The 24997-nt window shown below is 41.3% G+C and carries 24 protein-coding genes and 1 pseudogene; 15 read left to right on the top strand and 10 right to left on the bottom strand.

Annotation, left to right across the window (positions count from 1 at the left end):
* Positions 1-69 precede the first annotated feature (69 nt).
* From NZ848_RS04835 to NZ848_RS04810, 7 genes and pseudogenes are all read left to right on the top strand, one after another.
* On the top strand, positions 70-1113 hold the full coding sequence (locus NZ848_RS04835; protein ID WP_259014580.1) for a hypothetical protein: 1044 nt from the start codon (positions 70-72) through the stop codon (positions 1111-1113).
* A gap of 321 nt (positions 1114-1434) precedes the next feature.
* Positions 1435-2085: a hypothetical protein gene (locus NZ848_RS04830; protein ID WP_253525547.1), complete on the top strand. Its 651-nt coding sequence runs from the start codon at positions 1435-1437 to the stop codon at positions 2083-2085.
* 49 nt (positions 2086-2134) lie between these two features.
* Positions 2135-2386 carry a hypothetical protein gene (locus tag NZ848_RS04825; protein ID WP_253525544.1) on the top strand — a complete coding sequence of 84 codons (252 nt, stop codon included), beginning with the start codon at positions 2135-2137 and terminating at the stop codon, positions 2384-2386.
* A gap of 20 nt (positions 2387-2406) precedes the next feature.
* Positions 2407-2715, top strand: a pseudogene (locus NZ848_RS21550) (C10 family peptidase); the annotation flags it as partial.
* Between the two features lie 10 nt (positions 2716-2725).
* Entirely contained in the window at positions 2726-3199 is a 474-nt protein-coding gene (locus NZ848_RS04820; protein WP_101726365.1) for a hypothetical protein, read from the top strand.
* 1125 nt (positions 3200-4324) lie between these two features.
* Entirely contained in the window at positions 4325-4864 is a 540-nt protein-coding gene (locus tag NZ848_RS04815) for a hypothetical protein (protein ID WP_253525526.1), read from the top strand.
* Between the two features lie 113 nt (positions 4865-4977).
* A complete protein-coding gene (locus NZ848_RS04810; protein WP_259014579.1) occupies positions 4978-5658 on the top strand; it encodes a hypothetical protein in 681 nt (226 codons plus the stop codon).
* Between the two features lie 526 nt (positions 5659-6184).
* Here NZ848_RS04810 and NZ848_RS04805 read toward each other — a convergent pair.
* Positions 6185-6625, bottom strand: a complete 441-nt coding sequence (locus tag NZ848_RS04805; protein WP_259014578.1) for a DUF1579 domain-containing protein — start codon at positions 6623-6625, stop codon at positions 6185-6187.
* A gap of 213 nt (positions 6626-6838) precedes the next feature.
* Here NZ848_RS04805 and NZ848_RS04800 point away from each other — a divergent pair, with 213 nt between their 5' ends.
* From NZ848_RS04800 to NZ848_RS04775, 6 genes are all read left to right on the top strand, one after another.
* Positions 6839-7255, top strand: a complete 417-nt coding sequence (locus NZ848_RS04800) for a hypothetical protein (protein ID WP_259014577.1) — start codon at positions 6839-6841, stop codon at positions 7253-7255.
* 741 nt (positions 7256-7996) lie between these two features.
* On the top strand, positions 7997-9076 hold the full coding sequence (gene aroC / locus NZ848_RS04795) for a chorismate synthase (RefSeq protein WP_259014576.1): 1080 nt from the start codon (positions 7997-7999) through the stop codon (positions 9074-9076).
* A gap of 106 nt (positions 9077-9182) precedes the next feature.
* Positions 9183-9821, top strand: a complete 639-nt coding sequence (locus tag NZ848_RS04790; RefSeq protein ID WP_259014575.1) for an O-methyltransferase — start codon at positions 9183-9185, stop codon at positions 9819-9821.
* A 210-nt stretch (positions 9822-10031) separates the two neighbouring features.
* Positions 10032-12179: a LysM peptidoglycan-binding domain-containing protein gene (locus NZ848_RS04785; protein ID WP_259014574.1), complete on the top strand. Its 2148-nt coding sequence runs from the start codon at positions 10032-10034 to the stop codon at positions 12177-12179.
* Positions 12180-12360: 181 nt separating this feature from the next.
* Positions 12361-12933 carry a DUF3109 family protein gene (locus NZ848_RS04780; RefSeq protein ID WP_259014573.1) on the top strand — a complete coding sequence of 191 codons (573 nt, stop codon included), beginning with the start codon at positions 12361-12363 and terminating at the stop codon, positions 12931-12933.
* 208 nt (positions 12934-13141) lie between these two features.
* Positions 13142-13471 carry an MGMT family protein gene (locus tag NZ848_RS04775; RefSeq protein WP_259014572.1) on the top strand — a complete coding sequence of 110 codons (330 nt, stop codon included), beginning with the start codon at positions 13142-13144 and terminating at the stop codon, positions 13469-13471.
* Between the two features lie 97 nt (positions 13472-13568).
* On the opposite strand, the gene atpH is transcribed toward NZ848_RS04775, so the two are convergent.
* From atpH to NZ848_RS04740, 7 genes are all read right to left on the bottom strand, one after another.
* The gene (gene atpH / locus NZ848_RS04770; protein WP_259014571.1) at positions 13569-14102 is read right to left on the bottom strand and encodes an ATP synthase F1 subunit delta; all 534 of its coding nucleotides are present in this window, start codon (positions 14100-14102) and stop codon (positions 13569-13571) included.
* Positions 14103-14269: 167 nt separating this feature from the next.
* On the bottom strand, positions 14270-14764 hold the full coding sequence (atpF, locus tag NZ848_RS04765) for a F0F1 ATP synthase subunit B (RefSeq protein ID WP_259014570.1): 495 nt from the start codon (positions 14762-14764) through the stop codon (positions 14270-14272).
* Positions 14765-14939: 175 nt separating this feature from the next.
* Entirely contained in the window at positions 14940-15209 is a 270-nt protein-coding gene (gene atpE / locus NZ848_RS04760) for a F0F1 ATP synthase subunit C (protein ID WP_101726376.1), read from the bottom strand.
* A 48-nt stretch (positions 15210-15257) separates the two neighbouring features.
* Positions 15258-16322, bottom strand: a complete 1065-nt coding sequence (atpB, locus tag NZ848_RS04755; protein WP_101726377.1) for a F0F1 ATP synthase subunit A — start codon at positions 16320-16322, stop codon at positions 15258-15260.
* Between the two features lie 440 nt (positions 16323-16762).
* A complete protein-coding gene (locus NZ848_RS04750; RefSeq protein WP_253525466.1) occupies positions 16763-16978 on the bottom strand; it encodes an AtpZ/AtpI family protein in 216 nt (71 codons plus the stop codon).
* Positions 16979-17476: 498 nt separating this feature from the next.
* The gene (locus NZ848_RS04745; RefSeq protein WP_259014569.1) at positions 17477-18586 is read right to left on the bottom strand and encodes a glycerate kinase; all 1110 of its coding nucleotides are present in this window, start codon (positions 18584-18586) and stop codon (positions 17477-17479) included.
* Entirely contained in the window at positions 18583-19950 is a 1368-nt protein-coding gene (locus NZ848_RS04740) for a methylmalonyl-CoA mutase family protein (protein ID WP_259014568.1), read from the bottom strand. Before NZ848_RS04740 ends, NZ848_RS04745 begins: the two co-directional genes overlap by 4 nt.
* A gap of 208 nt (positions 19951-20158) precedes the next feature.
* Between NZ848_RS04740 and dnaA the strand changes: the two genes are divergently transcribed.
* Positions 20159-21616 (top strand): chromosomal replication initiator protein DnaA, encoded by a 1458-nt coding sequence (gene dnaA, locus NZ848_RS04735; protein WP_173830540.1) that lies wholly within the window; start codon positions 20159-20161, stop codon positions 21614-21616.
* On the opposite strand, the gene coaE is transcribed toward dnaA, so the two are convergent.
* The gene (gene coaE, locus NZ848_RS04730) at positions 21602-22207 is read right to left on the bottom strand and encodes a dephospho-CoA kinase (protein WP_259014567.1); all 606 of its coding nucleotides are present in this window, start codon (positions 22205-22207) and stop codon (positions 21602-21604) included. The genes dnaA and coaE overlap by 15 nt on opposite strands.
* 123 nt (positions 22208-22330) lie before the next feature.
* Positions 22331-22651, bottom strand: coding sequence for a c-type cytochrome (locus tag NZ848_RS04725; protein WP_101726385.1), 321 nt, complete (start codon positions 22649-22651; stop codon positions 22331-22333).
* Positions 22652-22908: 257 nt separating this feature from the next.
* Here NZ848_RS04725 and NZ848_RS04720 point away from each other — a divergent pair, with 257 nt between their 5' ends.
* Positions 22909-24996, top strand: a complete 2088-nt coding sequence (locus tag NZ848_RS04720) for an OmpA family protein (protein ID WP_259014566.1) — start codon at positions 22909-22911, stop codon at positions 24994-24996.
* Position 24997 lies beyond the last annotated feature (1 nt).

Here is a 24997-nt window from a genome sequence, read left to right as displayed (position 1 = left end):
CTGTTGAGTATTTTATGGATAATTATTTTGAACAAATATTTAAAATCAGGAACACTTATCAATAAATTTATGCTAAAGTTTTTAGAGGAAAGCAGATTTTCAAAGGCTGGGGATATATTAGTTACCTCTCAAGGGGCAGCATTTTCTTATCATAATAATCTCTATATTGAAGACTATCATAATAGAAGAGAAATTGTAATTCCACCTAATTTAAAACTCCGTTTTCTTAGAATGAAAGGAAACAGTATTGAATTTGTATCAGCTCAAGGGGAGTTATTCTATATTAATAGTAAGGAAGGTAATGAACTTAATTTAATAAATTATGCTCCTGATGAAGAGGGATATGGATTATATGACCATTACTTAAATAATAAGAATATCTCCATTCTGATATTGTCAAAAAAACGATTCCTTAAAATTATCATGTATGATTTCCTTTCCAAGGAAGTTATTTATTTAATCGAGAATCTGGAAAAGTTAACTGTACTGTATGTAGATGAAGAAAGGATAATATTTTATGCTAAGGAGAATGAGTCCTTTATAATGAAATGCTTTAAGCTGGATGAGAATAAGCTATTATGGAGTTTTGATTTAAGTAAATATTCTACTGATGATTTAGACATGTCTTCCCTAGTAACTGTATACAATGGGAGCATTATTTTTAGCATTATTTTTAGCATTAATTTTACGCATACTTTATGCATTCATATTCAAACGGGACGACTTAACTGGATAAGCGAAAATGACACTGATATAATAGATGTGGCAGAGGGAAAGGCCTATCAATTTAATAGAGGATTTATTCGCATAATAAGTTGTGACACAGGAGAACTTTTACACTATCAGGAAAATTGGTTTGATACAAATCTTTATAAAGATTCCTATGGTGTATCGTCAATTATAGCTTGTTTTTATAAGAATTACATCATTTCATTTTCAGCTCAAGCAGAAATATTTATCATTGACAAAGAGAAAAACACCGTCGTAAATAGTTTTGTACCTCCTTTCAAAGGTAGGGAATCATTCAGAAGATCATTAATGATGTATAAAGATTACCTTTTCATGATGGATTCAAGTCCCACTATTTATAAGTATCGCCTTGAAAATGACTGAATACCAGTTGAAGTATAAAAAATATGGGCATTGATACCTATACTACTACGACAGGGTCTCCTGCCTGCCTGTGCCTTACACGCACGGAAGACCCTGACGAGACATAAAATTCAGATCCATCAAGTAGTAATTATATAGTAACTATTAATAGAGGTACAGATATATCAGTCAGCACTTTTCGCAACATTTATTTATCTGACACCAATATTGACAATCTCGAAATGGTTGGAGTAGTAATGAAGCAGAAATCATCCCCTACAACTACACCTCTCCCTTTCAATACGTATATTGAAGCAAATATTACTAAAGACCAATTGCAAGTTGAAATGGCAAAATGGTGCCACAAAAAATAAACTCATGTATGCAAGATATTTTTATTTAAAGTGGGATAATCTATTGAATAATTTAACGAATGCTTATAAAGCGGTTTATCCTTATGACGATTTAAAGGAGGTTTTGGATTTAACTGTAGATGATACCCTTCGCTTAGATTATTCAGAAAATACTAAAAAATATTTTTTTAAGCCTATTCCTCTGGAAGGATATGATTGGATTGAATTGGTACAAGTACCTATGGACTTGACTCATTACCGTTATATACTTGAATTAGATAATAATGTGTATGCTAACAAGCATATTCTTTCAGAAGAAGACATAGAGGCTTTAGAACTTATTCAAGATTTAACATTCGGTAGATGGGGTGCGCCATTAGAGGTTAATATTGAAAACGTTTTTAAAGATTATGACTATGAACTTTTACAGTATACAAGCAAGATATTTGCTAACAAAACCTTAAGCCCGAATATGGTTGATACAGTTCTAAAAAAATGGGAGGAACATAACTTTAAAGAAAAAATGGATGTTTTTGGAAAGGAAAATCATATGGAAAGAAGAATTATGTTTTTATGGATAGAGTTACTAAAAGCCGTAAAAGAAAGAGAAAATTGTGGATTAGTATATAATTGGTACTAATAAATTAATATATCTAAAAAAAATCCAATCATTTAGATACAATATTAAAATGAAGCGAATTTTACCTATAGTAATTGCTGTGCTAATAATCATGATGAGTTGCTTGCCAACATTCGCCAATGATGACAAGGACGATCCATCAAAAAACAACTCACAACCAATAGCCAAAACTAAAAGCTATTCAAAATACCGAACATTCGCTCCTGCTCAGAATTTGGTTAGTAAGCAGATTTTAGCCAGTGTTGAACACCAGATTGAAAATCAGGAGCAGGAGATGACGACGCGAGAGATGCTTTCGTAAATGATTATGGTTATACTTATGCAACACTTGCCAACTATTATGCTCCGACGGTTATATCAAATTTAAATAATGGGCACTCGGTTTATTTATCAGGAGGATGGTTTGCCAACTGGTGGATATTTTATTATATTGATGGTGGACACGCTTGGGTATGTGATGGTTATGATTCGTATAATTTTTGTGAATCTGGTACATATCTATATCTCCATATGACTTGGGGACGGAGAGGTGGTGAAGATGGATGGTTTGCTTATGACAATTTCAACCCAGATCCATCGCGTTACCATTCATATAATGTTGATCCTTATATGATTTATAATTTATTTTAACAGTAAAACCATGAAAACGATAATCACATTCTTCTTCCTAACCCTTTTCCTAACCTCCTGCGATAAGCACAGGGAAATATGTTGCGATATAGTTGATACAGCGATTGAGGTATCCGTTCTAAAAAAAGACACAAACATAGATTTATTAAATCAAAATCAGCCTGGCCACTATGTTTTTGGAGATATCGCGCTCGAATATGCATCTGCAAATAATCAAAAATGGCCTATTAACTTGATGCCTTACAATAAACCATTACTATTTCAGCAAAACGGCAAGTATTATATGAGAGTTTTCGCTTCAATGCATGAATCCCCAGGAGATATAAACAAAGTAAAAATCTATTGGACTGACAACGATGTAGATGTAATTACCTTTCACATAAAAAACGACAAGACCATGAGCATCACGGAAAAAATTCTGGTCAATGACAAATTAATGTGGACTCAAGCCGATGGCGAAAGAGTAATTACAATTCTAAAATAATTAAGAAATTTTCAATCATCCCTGTTTGTAAAATATTCATGGAGTACACAAAAGTAATAGACTCTTTAAGTACTTCATATATTGCCGGATTTAATTCTTGGCCAAGCAAGCTTAAAAGTTCATCAAATTTTTAACTTATGATATGCTGCCCCGTCCTGCAAAATTTATATTTAGCAGGTGTGGGTAAGGTTTTTAAAACTCATAAATGAAAAAAGAATATCAAATACAAAATCACTCAAACCCATCTCACATCACCCACAAAACAGACAGGCCTTCAGCCTACAAAAGCCCCCAATTTTCGTAGAGCCGCAATGCTTGCAGCTGGGGCAGAAGCGCTCCCAAATATTTTGAACTGGTCAATATTCAACTAAATATATATTTAGCCGCTGTGTATTGCGTTCTTGGAACGCATAAATGAACAGTTCAAAAATTTTCAGTAATCAAATTCCACCACTTCACATCTTCCGCCGAACAGACAGGCCTTGAGCCACATGCAATGTGGCTCTACAAAAGCCCCCAATTTTCGTAGAGCCGCAATGCTTGCGGCTGGGGCAGAAGCGCTCCCAAATATTTTGAACTGGTCAATATTCAACTAAATATATATTTAGCCGCTGTGTATTGCGTTCTTGGAACGCACCAATGAACAGTATAAAAATTTTCAGTAATCAAATTCCACCACTTCACATCATCAGCCGAACAGACAGGCCTTGAGCCACCTACAATTTGGCTCTACCAAAGCACCCAATTTTCGTAGAGCCGCAATGCTTGCGGCTGGGGCAGAAGCGCTCCCAAATATTTTGAATTGGTTCATATTCAACTAAATATAAATTTATTCGGTGTTTATTGCGTTCTTGGAACGCATGGAAGTATCGTTGTTCTAATAATAATAGACATTGAGGGATTAAGCACTAAAGCCTATCTGAGTTCCTTTTAATAGAGCCGAAAATATATTTATCGAAATCTTTACTTTGTTATACAAATATATTTTATTTGAATTAACTATAATTTCTTTTATTGCTTGGCTGTCACTAAATATGCTGTTTGATTAAATACTTCAACACAATTAAGAGATGGCAACACAAATTGTCAATAATGTCATTTTTAATAAAACCTTTACCTAAACCAATGAAAAAACTAATTCTTCTTATTGCTGTATTAGTAGTAATAACTATTCCAGCAGTGATCTACTGTTTCAACTATTTCACAATTATCAAACCCGTCAAAGAGAAATTGAATAGTGATGTTCGTAACGAAGGCATAAAAATTGATGTCCACTACAAAAATTATACGCAATCAAAAACACTTACCTTCAACCTAGAAGAAGTAAAAGATGAAAAAGCCCCTATTGATGTATTCAGAGTTCTTTTGCATACTGCTAATGCACTTAAAGATAAATCTTTTGATAAAGTTGAATTATCATTCAGAAATAATTTAAAGTTTATACTCAAAGGTGATTACTTCCAAAAATTAGGAGAAGAGTTTGGAGACCAAAATCCAATGTATACGCTTCGTACCATGCCTGAGAATTTGCTTGATGCCGAGGGCAATGCCGTATATGGCGAATGGGAAGGTGGATTAATAGGCGTTCTTAATAAGCAAATGGAGGATTTCAACGACTTTAATCGCAAATGGTATATCGAAGACAGCATTAAAAAAGAAGAATAAAATTAAATTCTGCTTTTTACAATACAAAAAACATTATCATCATAAGAATCCAAAAAATCTACGAACCTATTAATGTAATAAGATTTAAACTTATACTAAAATAAATCTATTGTATGAAAAACGTTCTACTTCTTTCAATATGCTTTTTTGCTATTTTAAGTTGCACATCCAAAAAGGAAAAGGAGAGAATTCGGATGGAAACTGTTAGGGATAGCACAAAAAAAGCACAAGCCTGGAAAGATAGTGTTGCCATTGCTGACCAAGATAGAGCTATCGGCAATATATACTTCGGTATTTCACCGAAAGTTTTTGATAAAAAACTTGAAGAATTTAAAGAAAGTACAAAAACACCTTATTCAACTTCTTTGGATGGAACGGTAATAATGTATAATAATAGAATTGGAGATTTTAAATTTATTGTAGTTACACCTGAATTTTATCAAGACTCACTTTGGTCAGTTGAAATAAATGGATATAACTACAATCGTTACGAATATGTTTATGAAACTAAAAGTCAAAAAGAATCTCTGGTAAAGGAATTAACAAAGAAATATGGAAAGCCGGAATATGATTTTCCTGTGAGAAACGATTATACAACCGAAGGACACTATTTAATTGCCGGATGGAATGTTGGGAAAAAGAGAGTAACAATACTTTCTGCATATTTTAAAGACAAATATAATTTAGTGTTGCAAATCTTCAATATGGAAGTAAATGCTAGACTGAGGGATGAAGAATATCAAAAAATGAAAGATGGGGAGAAAAATTTAAAGTCTGCAAGTGATTTATTATAACTACATCCTCCGTTCAACTAAATATAAATTTAGTCGCTGTAGATTGCTGCGTTCTTTGAACGCATAAAAGAACAGTTCAAAAATTTTCAGTAATCAAATCACCACCACATCGCATCACTCACCGAACGCACAGGCCTTGAGCCACATGCAATGTGGCTCTACCAAAGCACCCAATTTTCGTAGAGCCGCAATGCTTGCGGCTGGGGCAGAAGCGCTCCCAAATATTTTGAATTGGTCAATATTCAACTAAATATAAATTTATTCGGTGTTTATCGCGTTCTTGGAACGCATAAATGAACAGTTCAAAAATTTTCAGTAATTAAATTCCACCACTTCACATCTTCCGCCGAACAGACAGGCCTTGAGCCACATGCAATGTGGCTCTACCAAAGCAGACAATTTCCGTAGAGCTGAATTGCAATACGGCTCCAGTAGTTTTTGCAATCAGGAGATTCAATTTTTGGTAAGCAAATTCGTCGATAAGCCACAATGCATTATGGCTCTACCAAATTAGGACGTTATTTCTCTATACCTCTTTCACCAATTTGATATGCATATACGGCGCCCATACTTTTTCCTGGTTGAGTTGCTCCCATACGCCTGAGAAAACGGTATCATTTTCACTGAAGCCACCTTTAAACAGCAGGGTTTCACCTCTGAAAATCCACAGGTCGTCCATTAGCGTTACCTGAAACTGCCCCGAATTACCGATGTTATCATAAAACTGAGTCATGAAATGGTTTTCCTGTTCTTCAAAACTAAATACTTCCAGTGTTCTCTGATGGCGGTCGCCCATTTCAAGTTCAGAATTGTGTAGAAGAAAATACTCACCTTCCAGCCATTCATAGCTCTCATGCCCCCTGATATCAGTGTCAGCCTTGTTTGAAGTGGGTAAAATTTGCCCCACTGTGGTCCATTTTCCTACAAATTTTTCAAGTTGTGTGCGCTTTGCGTCAAGGTTCTCCATAATCTTATTAAAAAAAATCTTTCAACAATATCCAAAAAAAGTGTGCCAGAGTGTTTTTAGGCAATGTGCCAGGGCAGTCGGGCTGCTATGAGACTTTTTTGATAAGTGCGTTAATCATTAATTTTTTCCGTTCATAAAAATCACCACAATTGGGGTAACAACTTCTAAGCAATTTTGCCTATATTTGTATAATTAATTATGAAAAGCATTTTAATGAAAAAGCTACTTACCTACGGCTGCCAAGGTGTTGCCTGTGTGCCTTATGCATTGGGCATGGGTGCGGGTTCTGCATCTTATCTTAATCGTTTTTCATATCGCGGGTTTAGTCATCAGGGTACTTATATGGGGGTGTGGTCAGAAGCAGTACATACGTGGTCTGTTGCAAAAATTTTTTTTGCCAGCCTTGCAACATACGCCGCGCAGGCAACGTTGTTAGTTACGTATAGCATCATAAAGCTGTATCCTTCATCAAAAGCGCTTTTGTCTGCTTCCGGCGGTTATCCTGCCGGGTGGGCTGTGGCTCCGGTGCTTTTACCAACAAACGCCATACTTAGTAATACCCAAACCAGCGAAAATCCGGTTTCAGGGTTTATGCCAGTTGCAGTTTTTTCTAAACCGCAATGGGGGTAAGGTATGTGGTGCAGATAAGTATTTTTACTTAAAAAGTGCCGATTTCGGGCTGATGAACCCTACGGGTTGTTTGGGTCTGTTTGCTTTGTAAAGTAATTAGGTATTTAATTTGCGGAATGAAATGCCCGGAGGATGAAAAGAAACAGCAGCAGAGGCAAAAAACTGCTTGTTAGGCGAACCAGTATTTGTATAGACAAGCAGATAAAGAAATAGAAATAAATCAGTGCCTGATACCTGATGGAAAGTTTTATAGCCTCAGAATTATCTATTGAAAATGGCTGACATTGTAAACATCCGTTTTTGGTTTCAGGAAAATGAAAATATAAACTTTGCCGATAGTGTGTTTTTGTCAATTGAATAAAAACCGGTAAAAGCCCGGGGCTACATGCCGGGTATTGTTAGCAAAGAAAAAGATTTTATACAGTTTAGTTTAGTTTATTGAATAAAAACCGGCCGCTTTGAGCTCGGTTTTTTTTTGTGCCATAGTCGGCCGGATTGCCTTATTTTTGCCCAAAGGCGGGCTGAAATCTGATTTTTTTTTCAGAATTAGAAAAATTAACATTTTTTTAATAATTGTATTTTCAGCTTAATGCGGGGTTCAGGCTTCGGTAGTTATTTTCGTCGCTTTGGCCCGTTGCCTCAGCAGTTTGAAGTCAAAACTCAAAATATATCATCCACACACCAACATTTTATCTTAATTTTACACCCGTTTTAAAATATAGCAAAACCCGGTTTTCTCTTATGAGTAGTACTTACGGAACAATTTTTAAGATTTCAACATTTGGTGAATCACACGGCAAAGCCATCGGCGTAGTAATAGACGGATGCCCCGCAGGAATAGATTTTGATGAAGCCTACATTCAGCACGAACTAGACCGCCGCAAACCGGGTCAGTCGCGCATTACCACCCAACGCAAAGAGGCCGACGAGTTTCAGGTACTATCGGGTATTTTTGAGGGCAAAACAACCGGTACGCCCATTGCTATGGTTATTTTTAATGAAGACCAACGCTCTAAAGATTACAGCCACATAGCGCATCAGTTCAGACCATCGCATGCCGACTACACCTATACCGCCAAATATGGTGTTCGCGATTACCGCGGAGGCGGGCGCAGCTCAGCCCGCGAGACAGCCGCTCGCGTAGCGGCCGGGGCGCTGGCTAAAATGCTGCTGGCGCAACAGCAAATAACCGTGCAGGCGTATGTGTCGCAGGTCGGTAATATTAAACTGGATAAAGAATATTATGAACTGGATTTGAGCAAAACCGACGATAACGCCGTGCGTTGCCCTGACGAGGCCACCGCGCAAAAAATGTTTGATTTCATTGACGAAACCCGCAAAAAAGGCGATTCTATCGGTGGTATCATCACCGGGGTTATCAAAGGTGTGCCGGTAGGCTGGGGCGAACCTGTGTTTGATAAACTTCATGCCGAGCTAGGGAAGGCTATGCTGGGCATTAATGCCGTAAAGGGTTTTGAATATGGCAGCGGCTTTGATGGCGTAGCATTATTCGGCTCGCAACACAATGACGAGTTTTACGTTGGCGAAGACGGAAAGGTACATACCCGCACCAATCATTCGGGCGGTATACAAGGCGGAATTTCGAACGGAGAAGATATTTATTTCAGAGTGGCTTTTAAGCCGGTGGCCACAATCATGCAAGACCAGGAGAGCGTAAACGAAGCCGGCGAAACCGTTGTGGTGTCGGGCAAGGGCCGTCATGACCCATGTGTGCTGCCGCGTGCGGTGCCAATTGTTGAGGCAATGGCAGCCCTGGTGCTGGCCGATTTCAGCCTGCGCAGCAGAAGCAACAAGCGCTAATTAAACGGTACCAAAATGACTTTTAAACTTCTGAGGGGCAAAAAAAGCCCCTTTTTTGTTCATTTTTTTGAAATATGTTCTATTTTTGTATAAAAATGCTTTCCTGATGGAGTTTATTCCTGCTGATATTGACCAATATTGTCTGGATCATACCACGCCTGAAAATGACCTGCTGAGCAAATTAAACCGCGAAACGCATGCAAAAGTCTTGCAGTCGCGTATGCTTTCAGGCCACCTGCAAGGGCGTTTACTGGCTATGCTTTCACAGATGATTCAGCCCGGGCTGATTCTTGAAATCGGTACTTATACCGGTTACTCGGCGTTGTGCCTGGCAGAAGGGCTTACCCAAAACGGAAAAATCATTACAATTGACGTAAACGAAGAGCTGGAAGATTTTGTAAGAAATTTCTTTACTCAATCGCCGTTGCATCACAAGATAGATTTCAGAATCGGTAATGCACTGGAGATTATTCCGGAAATGGAAGGGCCGTTTGACCTTGTTTTTATTGATGCCGATAAACTGAATTACCAGCGGTATTATGATATTGTTTTCGATAAGGTGCGCCCGGGGGGCTATATCATAGCCGACAACGTATTGTGGAGCGGCAAAGTAAGCAACCCGGCTGCCAAAGATAAAGATACCCTGAACATCAGGGCGTTTAATGATGCTATACATAACGATAACCGCGTAGAAAATATCCTGCTGCCCATTCGTGATGGGTTGCTGGTACTCAGAAAAAAATAATTAATAACTCTTAATAAACTTACCAGATATTCTCATTTGAAGAGAAACAAACTGCTGCCATATTCTTTTGCTGAATTTAGAATTGAGTATGCGGCTTATTAAGCTAAGCCGTATTTAAAAAGATGCAATTTCTTGTTGCCTGCAGGCAGATTTTGAAAGACCGTCTTATCATTCCTAAAATTTGTGCTTTTACTAATAACTCATTAGCTCATGAAAAGAATTTTTGTGCTTTCGTTTTTTGTGGTAGGTTTTCAGGCAGTGCTGGCGCAGCAGTCGTCGTTACCGCAGGTACCCAAAAAGGTAGTGTTTGCAGGTGTTTCAGTGCAGTTGGATGCCGACGCCCAGGCACTTGTTGAAAAAGAAGTATCTGCGCTGTTGATTCCTGAAAACAGATATGTTCAGGATAAATTGCAGCGTATTCAGTGGTATTTTCCGGTTATAGAACGTATTCTGGCAGATGAAAAAGTGCCTGACGATTTCAAGTACCTGGCCGTGGTTGAAAGCTCATTGCTGCCCGATGCCGTTTCCAGTTCAAACGCCGTTGGTTTCTGGCAAATGAAAGCCCCTACGGCTCAGGAACTGGGCCTGCGGGTTGATAACGTCATTGATGAACGAAAAAATATCTATGCCTCTACCAAAGCTGCGGCAAGGTATCTGAAGCGCAGCAACCAGATTTACAAAAACTGGATTTCCTCTTTATATTCTTACCTGCTGGGTGCTGCCGGTATCAGCAAAATTGTACCGTCTGAATGGGTCAATGCTTCTTCTGTAACTTTTAATGCCCGTACCGACCGCTACCTGATTAAAACAATAGCTGCACGTCTGGCTTTTGAACACCGCGTAAGCCAGATGAAGCAAAACGAATGGGCCTTTTTTGAGTACCGCCAGGGCAAAGGCAAAACCCTGGCCGAAATAGCCGCCGTTTTTGAAATAGACCTTATTGAGCTGAAAAAACATAATTCGTGGTTGCAGACATCTACCATACCTGACGATTACTCAGTGGCACTTTTTGTACCTGCCAACAGGCTGGACCTGGTTCAGATTAAGGCCATCGGGCAATCGTCACTGATGCCCAATAACACAAAACCTGCCGAAAAAGAAACCGTAACGCCTGCACCTGTAATAGCCAGACCTACGGCCAATCATGCCGGATACCCCGTGTTGGTACGCACTGGCAAACCCGCTAAAAATGATGATGGCCCTGTTTTTTATGAAATAAACGAGAAGAAAGGTATTTTGGCCAAAACCGGCGACGATGTGGCCTCGCTGGCCAAAGCCGGCAGGGTATCGGTGAAGAGCTTTTTATTATATAACGACATGACCGATGCCGACGTGGTTGTGCCGGGTAAAGTATATTACCTGCAACGTAAATACAGCAGGGGGCCTGTGGCAGAGGCAGATTTAAAAACGGGGGAGTCGACCTGGGAGCTTTCTCAGGCTTATGGTGTAAAACTGCATAGCCTGCTGAAATACAACCGCTTAAGCGACCCTGCGGAAATACGCGAAGGCCAGGTAGTTTATCTGCAAAGAAAACGGCCGAAACACCAGCCGCTGCAAACCGGTATAGAACCTAAGCCTAAGCCGCAGGAAGTAGTGCCTGCCCAACCACTACCACTAATGGAGAAGTTTGACCAGAAAACAAACACCAAACCAGAAGTACTGGCCAAAAATACCAAAGCCCCGGAACGCGAAGTGGTAAGAGAACCACAAGCCTCTGAAACCGTAGTAATAGAGCGTGCCAGTAAAAGGCCAGCCACTAAACAGCCGGAGCCGTCTGCGGCAGCAGAAACCAAAGTAACACCATTGCCGGGCCAGTCGACAGATGATGAGGCAGACACCGTGCCGATTATTAAAATAGAAGACGAAAAACCTGTGTATACGGCGTCAACATCAACCGGCAAGCCATCTGTTACACCTAAAACAGTGATTATGCGTGAACCAGAGGCCGACAAAAGCACCAGAGCCAGCGTAGCGCCTAAAAAGGTTTATTACAGAGTAACGCCGGGCCAGAACTTATACAGTATAGCCCGCAAGTATAATGTTTCAGTGCGAGACCTGGCCGAGTGGAATAATTTTTCGGTGAAGGAGAGAGTAAAATCAGGGCAACAACTGATAGTGGGCTACAAAGACAGCCCCGCCTACGAAACAAGAGAAACAACGGTAAAAGAAAACCCGGCTAAAGAGAAAACTGAGCCAGCCAGAGCATCGGTGGTTAAATCGCATAAGGTAGTTAGGGGCGAAACGCTTTTCAGTATTTCAAAGAAATATGATGTTACCATGAAGCAGATTCAGGAATGGAACAATATGACCAGCCGAGATGTTAAAATAGGGCAGAAGCTGCTTATCAGAAAAATATAGTGGCCCGGAGCATGTATGCCTTCAGGCTTCAATGCAACCGGGTTGTATATGCAAAAGCCCCTTTGCCTTTTAAACACGGTAGAGGGGCTTTGTAATAAAAAGATGCTTTGGTTTACGCAGTGCAGATGTCTGATACCTAAAACAAGCCTTATTGAACACTACCCAGTAATTTTTATATACAATGATATTGATTGAGAATACCTGTGTCAGCGATGATGTAGCTGACAAATTTTTTGTTTGTAACCTCGACAAATGTAAGGGAGCCTGTTGCGTGGAAGGCGACCTGGGCGCACCTCTGGAGGAGTCGGAACTGCCTGTACTGGAAGAGATATACGAACACGTAAAACCTTACCTGACACCCGAAGGTATAAAAGCCATAGAAGAACAGGGAAAATACATAAAAGACTGGGAGGGCGACTTCTCTACCCCAACCATTGAAGACCGCGAATGCGCCTACGCCGTATATGACGAAAAGGGTATTCTGAAATGCGGTATTGAACAGGCTTACCTGGACGGGAAGATAACCTGGAAAAAGCCTATATCCTGCCATTTGTACCCGATACGAATTACTAAATACGAGAGTTTCCACGCCGTTAATTATGACCGCTGGTCTATCTGCAGCGACGCCTGCGAGCTGGGCGATAAACTGGGCGTGCCTGTTTATCAGTTTTTAAAAGAACCCCTGATACGGCAATATGGCGAAAGCTGGTTTAATACACTAGAGAAAGAGATAAAGGAGATGGAAGGAAAATAATGATTTGTCAATTTTGATTGCAGATTATCAAATTTTTTGAATAATATAAAATTATAGTGAAACATTGTGGAATTTGAGAACATTGTGGCAATGATATTATCGGTTATGAACTGAAAGCTCAAGCCATAATTTTATATTCGACAATCTGCAATCGCAGCAGCTAACAGTCGTCTACATAAATTCATTCACTAAATCGCTAATTCACCCGATGGCTCAAACCAACAACATTTATGATGTTATATACCAGGTAGTGCGCCTCATACCCAAGGGTAGGGTAACCAGTTATGGCGCCATAGCTCAGTATATCGGTTCAAAATCGGGGGCGCGGCTGGTGGGTTGGGCCATGAACGCCTGCCACGGCCTGCCTGACGTACCTGCCCACCGGGTAGTAAACCGGAATGGCGTATTAAGTGGCAAAGCGCATTTTGGCGGCAACCGCATGCAAGAGCTACTGGAAGCCGAAGGAATTAAGGTGGTAAATGACAAAGTGGTTGATTATGCTGCTCTTTTCTGGAACCCCTCAACAGAGTTATTATAAGCAGACCGCCCATAAAGAAAAAACCCCCGAAGTTCGGGGGTATTTCTCAACTTTATAGCCATGAAAACTAATATTTTTTATAACATTTTCATTTATATTATGCCAATGTTATTTTCAAGTCATTTAATTTCTTTCTGATAGAGGTATCAAACTGTTTGTCGTCCAGTTTTAAAACATAACCACCAATCAGTGCTTCGTTTGTTTTTTCCTCCAGCAATACTTCTTTGCCGGTAGATTTGGCAACCAACGCGGTAATTTCCTGACGTTGGGCATCTGTTAGAGGAGTAACGGTAGTTACAGTAGCTTTTTGAATACCTTTTTTAGCGTTGTAGAGTTTCTCAAACTCTTCGGCAATTGAGTATATCAAATTTTCTCTGTGTTTCTTGGTTAAAACATTGAAAATCGAAAAAGTCACATCGCTTACGCGATTTTCGAAAATATTTTTCAATATTCCTAATTTTTTGTCGTGACGAACAATCGGATTATTCATCACTACCATAAACTGTCTGTTTTCGTCGCAAATCTGCTGAAACAGGACCATGTCACTGCTCACTTCTTCTACAACATTTTTTTCGGTAGCCAGGTCGAATAATGACTTGGCGTATCTGTATGCAACTATTGAATCTGCCATTTTTTTCTATAAAGAACTAAATTCTCGGTTGCAACATATATTTAGACAAAAATACAACCGACTCTATCAAAAAAACAAATTTTGTAAGACTTATTTTGCAAAAGCATAACAATAAATTTGCAATAATAAGTTTTTTACTTTACTACCAACCTGATTTTGTATCAGAATCAGTTCAACTTAGCTTCTGAAATCAAATCTGAAACCAGCGATTCCTGTGCTTTTTTGTCGGCCAGCTCTTTACGCAATACTTTTTCAGCGATTTCGATAGAGAACGCAGCCACATCTTTTTTCATTTGGGCAACCAGGGCAACTTTTTCCTGCTGAATAGCCTCACGTGCATCAGCAATAATTTTGGTACCTTCAGCAACTGCTTTGTCTTTGGCTTCAGCCAGCATATTATCTGAGGCAATTTTTGCTTCACGGATAATCTTGTCGCGCTCAATACGTGCATCAGCAATAATTCTGTCGTTATCGGCCTTTAACTTGGCCATTTCTGCACGGGTTTCTTCTGCCATTCTCAGTGCCGACTCAATTGAATCTTCACGCTCTTTAACGGCGCTCAAAATTGGCTTCCATGCAAATTTAGCAAGAACAAAAACTAAAATACCAAAAACCAAGAGCATCCAGAAAATCAATCCGGGGCTGGGGGTTAGTAATTCCATATCAGTTTTAAAATTTTTATTTAATTATTTGATTGGTAAAGACCTGGTGTTTACAACAACTATTTTATTATAAACTACTTTACATTGAACGATGGCCGAGACTTGTAGGAATCCTGCACTAACGCCTAATGCGAATAGTACAGGATGCCTGAATCAGATCGTTTACTTTTGATTCTTATACTAATTTGAAAGAGATCAAAAGACAGATTACAGCTGCAAAAAGAGCTACGGCTTCTACAAGGGCAGCGATGATGATCATCATAGTCTGGATTTTGTTAGCAGCTTCTGGTTGACGTGCAACACCTTCAAGCGCGCTACCACCGATTTTACCAAGACCTAGACCTGCACCGATAGCGGCTAGACCAGCACCTAAAGCGGCGCCAAATACTGCAAGACCACGAGTTGAATCAGCACCTGCTTGTAAAAGAGTTTGTAATAAAGACATGATTAAACAATTTATATATTAATGAAAAAATAAATACTTAATTAATTATCAGTGGCCGTGGTCTGCATCATGGTGCTCTTCAATGGCACTACCGATATACATTGATGAAAGCAGCGTGAAAATAAACGCCTGCAAGAATGCTACCAGCAGCTCAATGGTGTTCATGAACAGGGTAAACAAGGTTACCACACCGCCAATGGCAAAGTTTTTGAAAATAAAGATAAGACCCAGCAAACTAAGAATAATGATGTGGCCAGCCGTAATGTTGGCAAACAAACGTATCATTAGCGACATCGGTTTCATGAACACACCGGCAATCTCAACCACCCACATAAGTGGCAGCATAACCACAGGTACGCCCTCTGGCTTAACCAGGTGCAACCAGTAGTGTTTGTTGGCGTTGATGTGCGTAATGAAAAACGTAATAACGGCCAGAATCATGGTAATGGCTATATTGCCTGTTACATTAGCGCCACCCGGCAACAAACCAAGCAGGTTGTTGATAAGCACAAAGAAAAACAGGGTAAGCAAATAAGGCAGATATTTGGCGTACTTAGGCCCGATGTTGGGTTTAACTACTTCGTCTCTGATGAAGAAGATAATCGGCTCCATAAAAGACTGCAAACCCTTTGGCGCTTTGCCTCTGTTGGTATTGAAACTTTTGGCAACTGAAGACATCACCACGATCAGAATAACGGCACTCAGAATTAGCGATGCCACATTTTTGGTGATAGACAAATCCCATACATGAACGCTTTCATCAACCGAGCCATCGGCCTTCACTCTGTGAATGTGCTCGTGTTCATTTTTGTAATCGTTGTAAATACCGTTACCTTCTTTGAAGCGGGCCGATGAGAATACCTCAACGCCGCGGTCTTCAGAATAAAGAATAACAGGAAGCGGGATGACGGCACCATGAGAGAATTCCCACTCGTGAGAGTCCTGAATGTGGTGCATAATCATTTTACCAATATCAAAGTTTTCATCCTCGTGAGCAGTGCTTTCTTTGGCTTCATGATGGCTGTCATGAGCCTCCTGGGCTATTGCAAAAGTTAGAGAAAAGATTGATAATGAGGCTATTAATAAGATTCTATTTGTAAGTAAACGCAACATGTTGTTTAATTTATTCGGTCATTCAACTTTTCAGGAATTCACTTTTCTGAATTTCGGCGCAAGTTAGCATTTAAATTCCAAATTTCAAATATGGTGTAAAATAAATATAATACAAAAAAGTTGGCCACGAACAATTCCTGCTGCTTTAGGCCGAGGTATAATTCTATGCCGATAAAAATGAGGCTAAGAATAAGACGTAAAGCAATTGTTGCGAGATAAAACTGGATAAAGTTTTTATTTTTTTCGCGGAAACCCAATTCCATTACTCTGTTAAAAAGAAATGAATAGGCCACAAAAAAGCCCAGAATTATCCATTTTTGCGGATGTAGCAGATGGCCAAGGCCAATGGCCCCAGCTAAAAAAAATACAATTATCAATACGCCGGTGAGTATAAGTGTTTTTGCCATATAATACTGAAATAAGCTGCAATAGGTACCTGATTATTGTTTAGGCAACTGCCTGATAACGTTATAAAGCGAGACGCCGATAGAGGTAAGCGATAAAATGAGGGTATAGACAGGAGTTTTGCTGTCCGAGCGGTTGTCGAGCCAATAGCCAAACCAGGTGCCCAGCCCGATGGTGAGTATCATCTGAAGACCAATCTGGGTAAACTTTAACCAGGTGCGGCTGTTGTTGCTGTTGTTGTCTTCCTGCATTGGTTTACGTATTTTTTTGCAAAACTAGGCTTTATGCCCCAATGAACATATTTTTTACATAAAATATAGACTTGTTGTGCAAATTAAGATGCAAAAAGGCAACTGCTGCGCACTGAGCAGATGTACCCTGGCTGCCTAACAGGCTTAATAAATACTAATAAAAATTGATGAAATGTAATTGCAGGCAAAGCATAAAACCTGCCAATGGGCAAGAATGTTTTCGGTTACAGAATTTTTTTTCAGGCTGATGCCGTTATGATACAGAAATTAAAACAAATATGTATTTATGAGCCTGACATTTAAACACTAAACTACCTGGGCATGGGTGGTTCTGGATTGACTGGCTTCGAATTTGCGATGTTGACAAAGATATTATTGTAGACAACAAATTTTTTAACATGAAATGGATTAACCTGGACGGCGTATTTACAAAGCAGTAATTGTTTAGTTGTAAAATTTATGCTTGTAAGGGTGGGAAGATTATTTCCTGCCCTTACATTATTTATATAACAAATTTACCAGATAAAACGCGGCGTCTCTTACCCCGGCGTAGCCAGATTGCAGGGCTTCGTTTAAAGTTTGTGGGCGGTTAAGCACAGAAGCCGCGTAGCTGATGCCCATTTCTTTCATTTGTTGCGGGGTGGCATCTAAGGTACCGCATAGCGCTGCTACGGGTATTGCGCCTGCTTTGCCGGTGATACCTTTTATTAGTTTCCCTTGCAGGGTCTGGTTGTCAATTTTACCCTCGCCGGTAATGATTAAATCAACACCAGACAAATGTTTGTCGAAATCACAGAAATCCATCAACAGTTTTACGCCTTCTTTCAAAGAAGCATTCAGAAAAAAGACCGTTCCGAAACCCAGTCCACCCGCAGCGCCATAGCCGGGGCTGTCGAAAGTTTCGCGAGAAAGGCCTGTTATGCTGGCAAAATCCTGCAAACCTTTGTCAAGTATTTCAACGGCGTGGGCATCGGCTCCTTTTTGCGGGCCATAAACAACTGCTGCTCCGTTGGGGCCATAGAGAGGCGCAGTAACATCGCAGGCTGTCTGAAACTTTGGCAGTTGAGCGGCCAGAGGAGAAGGAATGATTTGCCTGATGGCCGACAGATTGCCCCCAATGGCTTCTACTTCCTGCCCGGCGGTATCCAGAAACCGCCAGCCTAATGCTTTGGCCATGCCAATGCCTGCATCAGTAGTGGCACTGCCACCAATGCCCAGTATCACTTCTTTTACACCGGCTTCCATTACCAGTTTTATCAGTTCGCCTGTGCCGTAAGTGCTGGTAAGTAAAGGGTTACGGTCTTCAGGTTTAAGCAGGCTCAGGCCCGATGCCGTGGCCATTTCAATAAAAGCTGTTTTGCCGTCGGCCGATATACCATAGTCGGCATTGATGATTCTGCCCAGGGGGTCTTGCACCTGAGCTGTTTTCTTTTGTCCGCCTGCATACCAGAGCAGCAGGTCAAGCGTGCCCTCGCCGCCATCAGCCATAGGCAGGCTTACGGTTTCAATGTCGGCCGATACCATGCGAATGCCTTCTGTCATGGCCTCGCACACCTGCGGGGCATCAAGCGAACCTCTGAATTTATCGGGGGCCAGGAGTATTTTCATTCAAAACTGGTTGATAGTCTTCTGACAGGTAAAAAATGTTTGTCTACATCCGGCTGTGTGGGTAGGGCCTGCGGCGTATCAAACGGAGACTTGAATCGATTGACACCCACCATCACTTTTCCGTTTTGTAGCTGCGCCACTTTTTCCTGATACGCCTTTTCTATTTCGGTCTGCACAAATTCTTCTTCAAAAGCAGCCAGAATGCCTCCTTTTTGCTCAACTGCCAGAAACAGGTTCCAGGCGGTGGTTGATAAATCGTTCGTCAGGCTTTCCAGGTAATAAGACCCGGCGGCAACGTCACGGCTTTTGCCCATGTAGCTTTCGTCGCTCAGCAGATTAGCTATGTTACGGGCTATTCTGTTGCTGGTTTCATTGGGTTCGGTAGTAAATACGTCATCATACCCATGAATACCGAGCGAGTCGCAGCCACCGATAACGGCGGCCATGGCCTCGGTGGTAGCGCGCAACATATTAGTGTGGGCGTCTGGCACGGCATCATAAAAATAAGAGGTGTGGCAATGAATACGGCAGCTGGTATCTGTAAGCCCGTAGGCGGTCAGTACATGGCTCCATAAAAAGCGCAGGCTGCGTATCTTGGCTATTTCCATAAAATAATTGGTACCGATGGCCAGCGAGAACTCAATCTTTGAAGCCACCTGTGCGGCCGTCAGTCCTTCGTCCGTCAGTTTGTCAAGATACGTAACGGCGGAGGCCAGTGTAAAGGCCAGTTCCTGCACTGTATTGGCGCCGGCATTATGAAAAGTTTCAGACTGCACCGCAAGCACATAAAACGCAGGGCTGGCGGCTGTATCAGTAATCAGGTTTTTTGCACTTTTCCAAGTTGCAGGGTCGGCAGGTGCTCTGCCTGTGAAGAAATCGCCTAACGAATCGAAGATTAAGCCACCTTTGGGCTGATACGCCACGTATTTCTTAAGGGCAGCCAGCAGGGCGGTATGGTTATTGGTTTTAAAATATACGGGTGTGTCGCTCAGTTTTATTTTGTCGAGAAGCCGGGGAATATCAACCCCGGATACCTCTGCATGGCTCAGGTCAATGGCTACCGCATGTACTCCGTTTTGCAAGGCCTCTATAATGGCTTTGTTGGCCTGTTTTTCGTTTACAAAGCTTATTGAAGAGCGGTTTTGCCAGCCCGGGTTTTTTTTTGAAGCCTGCGCCTGCTGTATGGCGCTTACGGGTACGGCGGCCAGGTCTTCTTCTGCATAATAGGGCTGCACCTGAAAACCCTCGGGGGTGTTCCAGACCAGAGTTTGCTCAAAGTTTTTTCCTTTCAGGTCTTTTATTGCCTGCGCCTCCCAATCTTTTTTTGTTGATGTCTGAAATTCATCAAAGAATTTTTTCGTCATAACCAAATTGTATTTTTTGGTGAAAAAACCTGATATTCAAAGTAAATGTAAAGGTACATTTTGTATTTTTATGAGGCAAATCTAATTTGGCAAAATAATGTTTTGGATTTACTTTGAAAATACATTTAAAATCTCAAAATTCACTTCTTGGTTGCAAAACTAATTTTAGTATCTTTGCACCCCTTTAGAATCCCTATGTGTGGCCATTATGACTATTTTAGAAACACCAAAGATACAGCGAGAGGTAGATTTAGTATGGAATAACTGCCTGAAAATCATCCGTGAGAATATCTCTGAACAGAGTTATAAAACCTGGTTTGAGCCTATTGTACCCGGTAAGTTAGACGGCAAGAAGTTAATCATACAGGTGCCAAGCCAGTTCTTTTACGAATGGCTGGAGGAAAACTATGTGCAGTTGTTGAGAAAAGCGCTTGACTATGCCATTGGCAGAGACGGTATGCTTGAGTATTCTATTATAGTAGATAGTGGCAACCAGAAAAAGAACGAACCGCCCATTGCGGTAAATATGCCACAAAACAGCGGGGGGTACCAGCATCATAGCAATCGGCAGCAAGACCCCGGGCATGGTAACGACATGGTACGAAGCCCTTTCATGATGAAAGATCTTGACCTGCCGAACGTTGACTCTTACCTGAACCCCAATTATACTTTTGATAACTTTGTAGAGGGAGACTGTAACCGGCTGGCGCGTGCCGCAGGTTTTGCGGTGGCATCTAAGCCCGGTGTTACGTCGTTCAACCCATTGATGATATACGGCGGAGTTGGGCTGGGTAAAACGCACCTGGTGCAGGCCATTGGCAATTTTATGAAGAGCAAGGCCATGAATAAATTTGTGCTGTATGTTTCGTCAGAGAAATTTACCAGCCAGTTTATCAATGCCATTAAAAATAACAGCCTGCAAGACTTTATGAATTTCTACATGCAGGTGGATATTCTGATTATTGACGACGTTCAGTTTTTATCTGGTAAAGAAAAAACCCAGGAGACATTCTTCCATATATTTAACCACCTGCACCAGTCAGGCAAACAGATAGTGATGACGTCTGACCGCCCACCGCGGGAGCTGGAAGGGGTAGAAGACCGCCTGTTGTCTCGTTTTAAATGGGGGCTTACCGCAGACCTGCAAACGCCTGACTTTGAAACCCGTATTGCCATTATTCAGAAAAAAGCGCAGGCCGAGGGTATTTCTCTTGACTACGAGGTGATTGAATACCTGGCCCATAGCATTGATACCAACGTGCGCGAACTGGAAGGCGTAATGATATCTTTACTGGCGCAGGCATCATTAACCCGCCGGGAAATTGATGTAGATTTAGCAAAAGCCACTTTACGCCATCTGGTAAAAGATACAGAAAAAGAAGTAACGATTGATACCATCATTGAAGCCGTTACTGAACACTACAAAGTGCGCATACCAGACCTGAAAGGCAAAAGCCGCCTGCGGGATATTGTATTGCCAAGGCAGGTTGCCATGTATCTGGCTAAAGAAATGACCAACCTTTCGTTAAAATCTATCGGGTATCATTTCGGCGGGCGCGACCACAGCACGGTTATCCATGCCATTCAGACTGTGAACGACCTGATGGATACCGACAAGGAAATCAATTCGGCGGTTAATAAACTCAAAAAACTATTCGGTAAGTAATACGCCCCGGCTCAGGCTTTGGTGTAGTTGCAGTACCTGCGGTATCAGCAGGTGTTTATCATCATTTTTAATGGTGTAGTTGGCTATGGCCGCAAACTGCTCGTCGGTTTTCTGGCGGGCCATTATCGTTTTTATATCTTCAGTTGTTCTTTGCGGGTCTCTTTTCAGGGTGCGTGCAATTCTTAATTCTATAGGAGCGCTTACCACTATTACGGCATCAAAATCATTGTTATCTCCGGCGGCGTTCATCAATGCGGCTTCGCGCAGGGTGTAGGCTTCATGCCGGTGTTGCAAAAACCATTGGTCGGTATCAGCAAAAACCCTGGGGTGAATCAGCCCGTTCAGCATTTTCAGCAGCGCCGGGTTATCAAAAACCTGAGCAGCCACCCATTGGCGGTTGTATTGTCCGTTGGCATCATAGGCATTTCTGCCCAGTAATTCTTTTATTTCTTTGCGCAGTTGGAGGTCATTATTAGTGAGCCATCTGGCGCGTTCGTCGGCATAGTAAACGGGCACCCCCAGGATTTCGAACATGCGGCAGACAATGGATTTCCCCGACCCAATGCCACCTGTAATGCCTATTTTAAGCACAGTTGTAAACGTTTGGTTGTTTGCAAAGATAGTAGAAATCAGGTAATCCCGGCTACCATTGCCACAAACAAAAACCCCTCTGCTGGTGAATCCGGCAGAGGGGTTTCTGATATATAAAGGATATTACTTTAAAGTAGTAATCCATTTGGCTATTTTCAATGCCTCATCTTTTGGAACCTGAGTCATCGGAGCCATCGGAGGGTAACCTTCCCAGTTTGCAGGGTTAGGTTTGTAGATTAATTCTACAATTTGTTCTGCCTTGTATTTTTTCTTTTTCATTACGTCTTTATAGGCCGGGCCTACTAAACGTGTATCTACTTTATGACAAGCCAGACAAGTATTTTTTTGTAATAATTTCTCAATATCCGGTGGTATTTTGGTTTGAGCCTTTGAAACAGAAGCTATGCCAAGCACAACGGCAACGGTCAGGAATGTTTTTTTCATTGTTAATCTGATAATTAAATAATACTTAAGTCGGAGCGGAAAACTTTTCCGCTAAATACGTAAACAAAACGTTAGGAAGAAAGAATTTGTTGAATTTTTAATGTACTAATTTGTTAACGAAACGTTAAATAGGTTAACTGAAATGTAAAAACCATTCAGGAGCTGTCAGAAAGAGGCATTTTCTTGATAGTTTACAGTTTTTGCTTTACTTTCGTTGCATTGCCGGCTACCCGGGCTTACCCAAATTGAAGAATTGTATGAATCTATTACTTACCCTGAAAAAAGGCAGAGCAATGCTGTATCTGTTAAACTGCTTTTGCTGCTTTGGGGTGTTTTTTTTAATGTCTTTTCAGGTTTCGGCCCAGCAGGTGCAGTGGGCAGGTAAAGTGTTGGGGGTGTCGTCTGAACGCAGCGACCCAACCGAAGACGGCCCGCAATATAAGGCCGTACAGATATTGGGTAAACCCAGCAAATTACCACAAACGGGTAGTTCAAGGGCGGCCTGGTCTCCGGCCGGAGCAGATACCAACGGCGATGAGTGGATAAAAGTAGGTTTTGAACGACCCATGAAAATAAGGCTGGTTTGTGTGGCCGAAAACCATAATCCCGGAGCCATTATACGCATTTTTGCTGCTGATTCTGCCAATAAAGAGCATTTGATTCATGAAAACATAGGGGCTGCCCCAACAGTACCGGGGCGTATGTGGAACGTGGTTATTCCGCAGACATCGTTTAAGGTGCATGCTATCAAACTGGTAATGACACCCTCATTGGTGCGTGGCTATAATGAGATTGATGCCGTGGGGGTATCTGAGGTAGGTACGCCTTATGAACCCAAAATTAATGTAGCCAAAAGTATACCAAAAGAAATTGTAAAAGAGAATTTGGGGCGTGGGGTAAATACCAGATACAAAGAATTAGCCCCCATAGTTGCACCTGACGGGAAATCGCTCTATTTTACCCGTGAAGGCCATGATGCCAACATCGGTAAAATGAAAAGCCAGGATGTGTGGGTTTCTAAAATACAGCCTGACGGCACCTGGGGCGAGGCAGAGAACTTAAGGAGCCCCATCAACAACGAGCAGCATAATGCGGTTGCCTCGGTGTCTTCTGATGGAAAACTCCTTTACCTGCTTAATATTTACAGGCCCGATGGCTTAATGTTTCAGGGCTTGTCGACCTCAAAAAAGACACAACTTGGGTGGGAGTTTCCGAAAGAAGTAAAAATAGATGATTATTATACGCTTGGCGAATTTTCGGAGTTTACCCTTGCACCCAATAATAGAGTATTGGTAATTGCCTCTAAGCGCAAAGATACCAGAGGCGGAAAAGATTTATATGTTTCTTTCAGGAATGATAATGATAGCTGGTCAAAGCCATTGAATATAGGCGCTGATTTAAACACCGTAGAAGATGAAATTGCCCCTTTTATAGCGGCCGACTCCAGAACGATTTACTTTTCTACCGAGGGATTACCGGGCTTTGGCAATAATGATATTTTTATGAGCCGCAGGCTTGACAGCACCTGGACACACTGGAGCGAGCCTGAAAACATTGGGCCATTAATTAATACACCCAAATGGGATGCATTCTTTACCATTCCGGCTTCCGGCGAATACGCCTATCTGAGTTCAGTAGAAAAATCTTTTGGCTCTGAGGATATCTTTCGGCTTAAGTTGTTTCCTTCTATCAAGCCAGACCCGGTAGCTATAATATCAGGCGTGGTAATAAACGCGAATGATAAAAAGCCACTGGCTGCAGAGGTATTAATGGAGGTTATTATGGACACCACATCGCGCGACAGTAAAGACAAAATTTTGTCGGAATTTGACCCCTCCACAGGCGAGTTTAAATTTGTGGTACCTTTAAAGAAAAGTTACGGCCTGAGCGCCTCTAAAAAAGGTTTTCTTTCGGTAAGTGAAACCATAGATTTAAGCAAAGATAACCGCTACCGCGAAATCAGAAGAACCATCAGTCTGATACCCATTAAGGAAGGCGAAAAAATTGTGTTGAACAACCTGTTTTTCAATCAGAGTAAGTTTGATATTCTTCCGCCGTCGTTCCCTGAGCTGGCACGGATTATTGACCTGATGAAAGAATACCCCACAATGGAAGTGCTGATTGAAGGCCACACCGACGGTGCCGACGATAACCTGATGCTGAACGTGAAGTTGTCGCAAGACAGGGCCAATGAGGTAAAAAAGTATCTGGTTGAAAAAGGTGGCATAAACCCGGCGCGTATTCAGACTAAAGGTTGGGGGCCGTCGAGACCCATTGCCAGTAATGCCATTGAAGAAACCAGAAAGAAAAACCGTAGGGTAGAATTTTCGATTTTGAAACTGTAAT

Source organism: Emticicia fluvialis (assembly GCF_024793945.1).
GTDB classification, from domain to species: domain Bacteria; phylum Bacteroidota; class Bacteroidia; order Cytophagales; family Spirosomataceae; genus Emticicia; species Emticicia fluvialis.
This window is presented reverse-complemented; position numbering and strand designations above follow the sequence as displayed.

Bases quoted from the DNA above. Each gene is read 5' to 3' on its own strand.
- NZ848_RS04750 (WP_253525466.1), bottom strand. From the start codon at position 16,978: ATGCAGGAAGACAACAACAGCAACAACAGCCGCACCTGGTTAAAGTTT.
- atpH (WP_259014571.1), bottom strand. From the start codon at position 14,102: ATGGCAGATTCAATAGTTGCATACAGATACGCCAAGTCATTATTCGAC.
- NZ848_RS04745 (WP_259014569.1), bottom strand. From the start codon at position 18,586: ATGAAAATACTCCTGGCCCCCGATAAATTCAGAGGTTCGCTTGATGCC.
- NZ848_RS04800 (WP_259014577.1), top strand. From the start codon at position 6,839: ATGAAAAAGCTACTTACCTACGGCTGCCAAGGTGTTGCCTGTGTGCCT.
- NZ848_RS04815 (WP_253525526.1), top strand. From the start codon at position 4,325: ATGAAAAAACTAATTCTTCTTATTGCTGTATTAGTAGTAATAACTATT.
- atpE (WP_101726376.1), bottom strand. From the start codon at position 15,209: ATGTCTTTATTACAAACTCTTTTACAAGCAGGTGCTGATTCAACTCGT.
- atpF (WP_259014570.1), bottom strand. From the start codon at position 14,764: ATGGAATTACTAACCCCCAGCCCCGGATTGATTTTCTGGATGCTCTTG.
- NZ848_RS04820 (WP_101726365.1), top strand. From the start codon at position 2,726: ATGAAAACGATAATCACATTCTTCTTCCTAACCCTTTTCCTAACCTCC.
- aroC (WP_259014576.1), top strand. From the start codon at position 7,997: ATGAGTAGTACTTACGGAACAATTTTTAAGATTTCAACATTTGGTGAA.
- NZ848_RS04725 (WP_101726385.1), bottom strand. From the start codon at position 22,651: ATGAAAAAAACATTCCTGACCGTTGCCGTTGTGCTTGGCATAGCTTCT.
- NZ848_RS04810 (WP_259014579.1), top strand. From the start codon at position 4,978: ATGAAAAACGTTCTACTTCTTTCAATATGCTTTTTTGCTATTTTAAGT.
- dnaA (WP_173830540.1), top strand. From the start codon at position 20,159: ATGACTATTTTAGAAACACCAAAGATACAGCGAGAGGTAGATTTAGTA.
- NZ848_RS04790 (WP_259014575.1), top strand. From the start codon at position 9,183: ATGGAGTTTATTCCTGCTGATATTGACCAATATTGTCTGGATCATACC.
- NZ848_RS04740 (WP_259014568.1), bottom strand. From the start codon at position 19,950: ATGACGAAAAAATTCTTTGATGAATTTCAGACATCAACAAAAAAAGAT.
- NZ848_RS04835 (WP_259014580.1), top strand. From the start codon at position 70: ATGCTAAAGTTTTTAGAGGAAAGCAGATTTTCAAAGGCTGGGGATATA.
- NZ848_RS04785 (WP_259014574.1), top strand. From the start codon at position 10,032: ATGAAAAGAATTTTTGTGCTTTCGTTTTTTGTGGTAGGTTTTCAGGCA.
- NZ848_RS04825 (WP_253525544.1), top strand. From the start codon at position 2,135: ATGAAGCGAATTTTACCTATAGTAATTGCTGTGCTAATAATCATGATG.
- atpB (WP_101726377.1), bottom strand. From the start codon at position 16,322: ATGTTGCGTTTACTTACAAATAGAATCTTATTAATAGCCTCATTATCA.
- NZ848_RS04805 (WP_259014578.1), bottom strand. From the start codon at position 6,625: ATGGAGAACCTTGACGCAAAGCGCACACAACTTGAAAAATTTGTAGGA.
- NZ848_RS04780 (WP_259014573.1), top strand. From the start codon at position 12,361: ATGATATTGATTGAGAATACCTGTGTCAGCGATGATGTAGCTGACAAA.
- NZ848_RS04775 (WP_259014572.1), top strand. From the start codon at position 13,142: ATGGCTCAAACCAACAACATTTATGATGTTATATACCAGGTAGTGCGC.
- NZ848_RS04720 (WP_259014566.1), top strand. From the start codon at position 22,909: ATGAATCTATTACTTACCCTGAAAAAAGGCAGAGCAATGCTGTATCTG.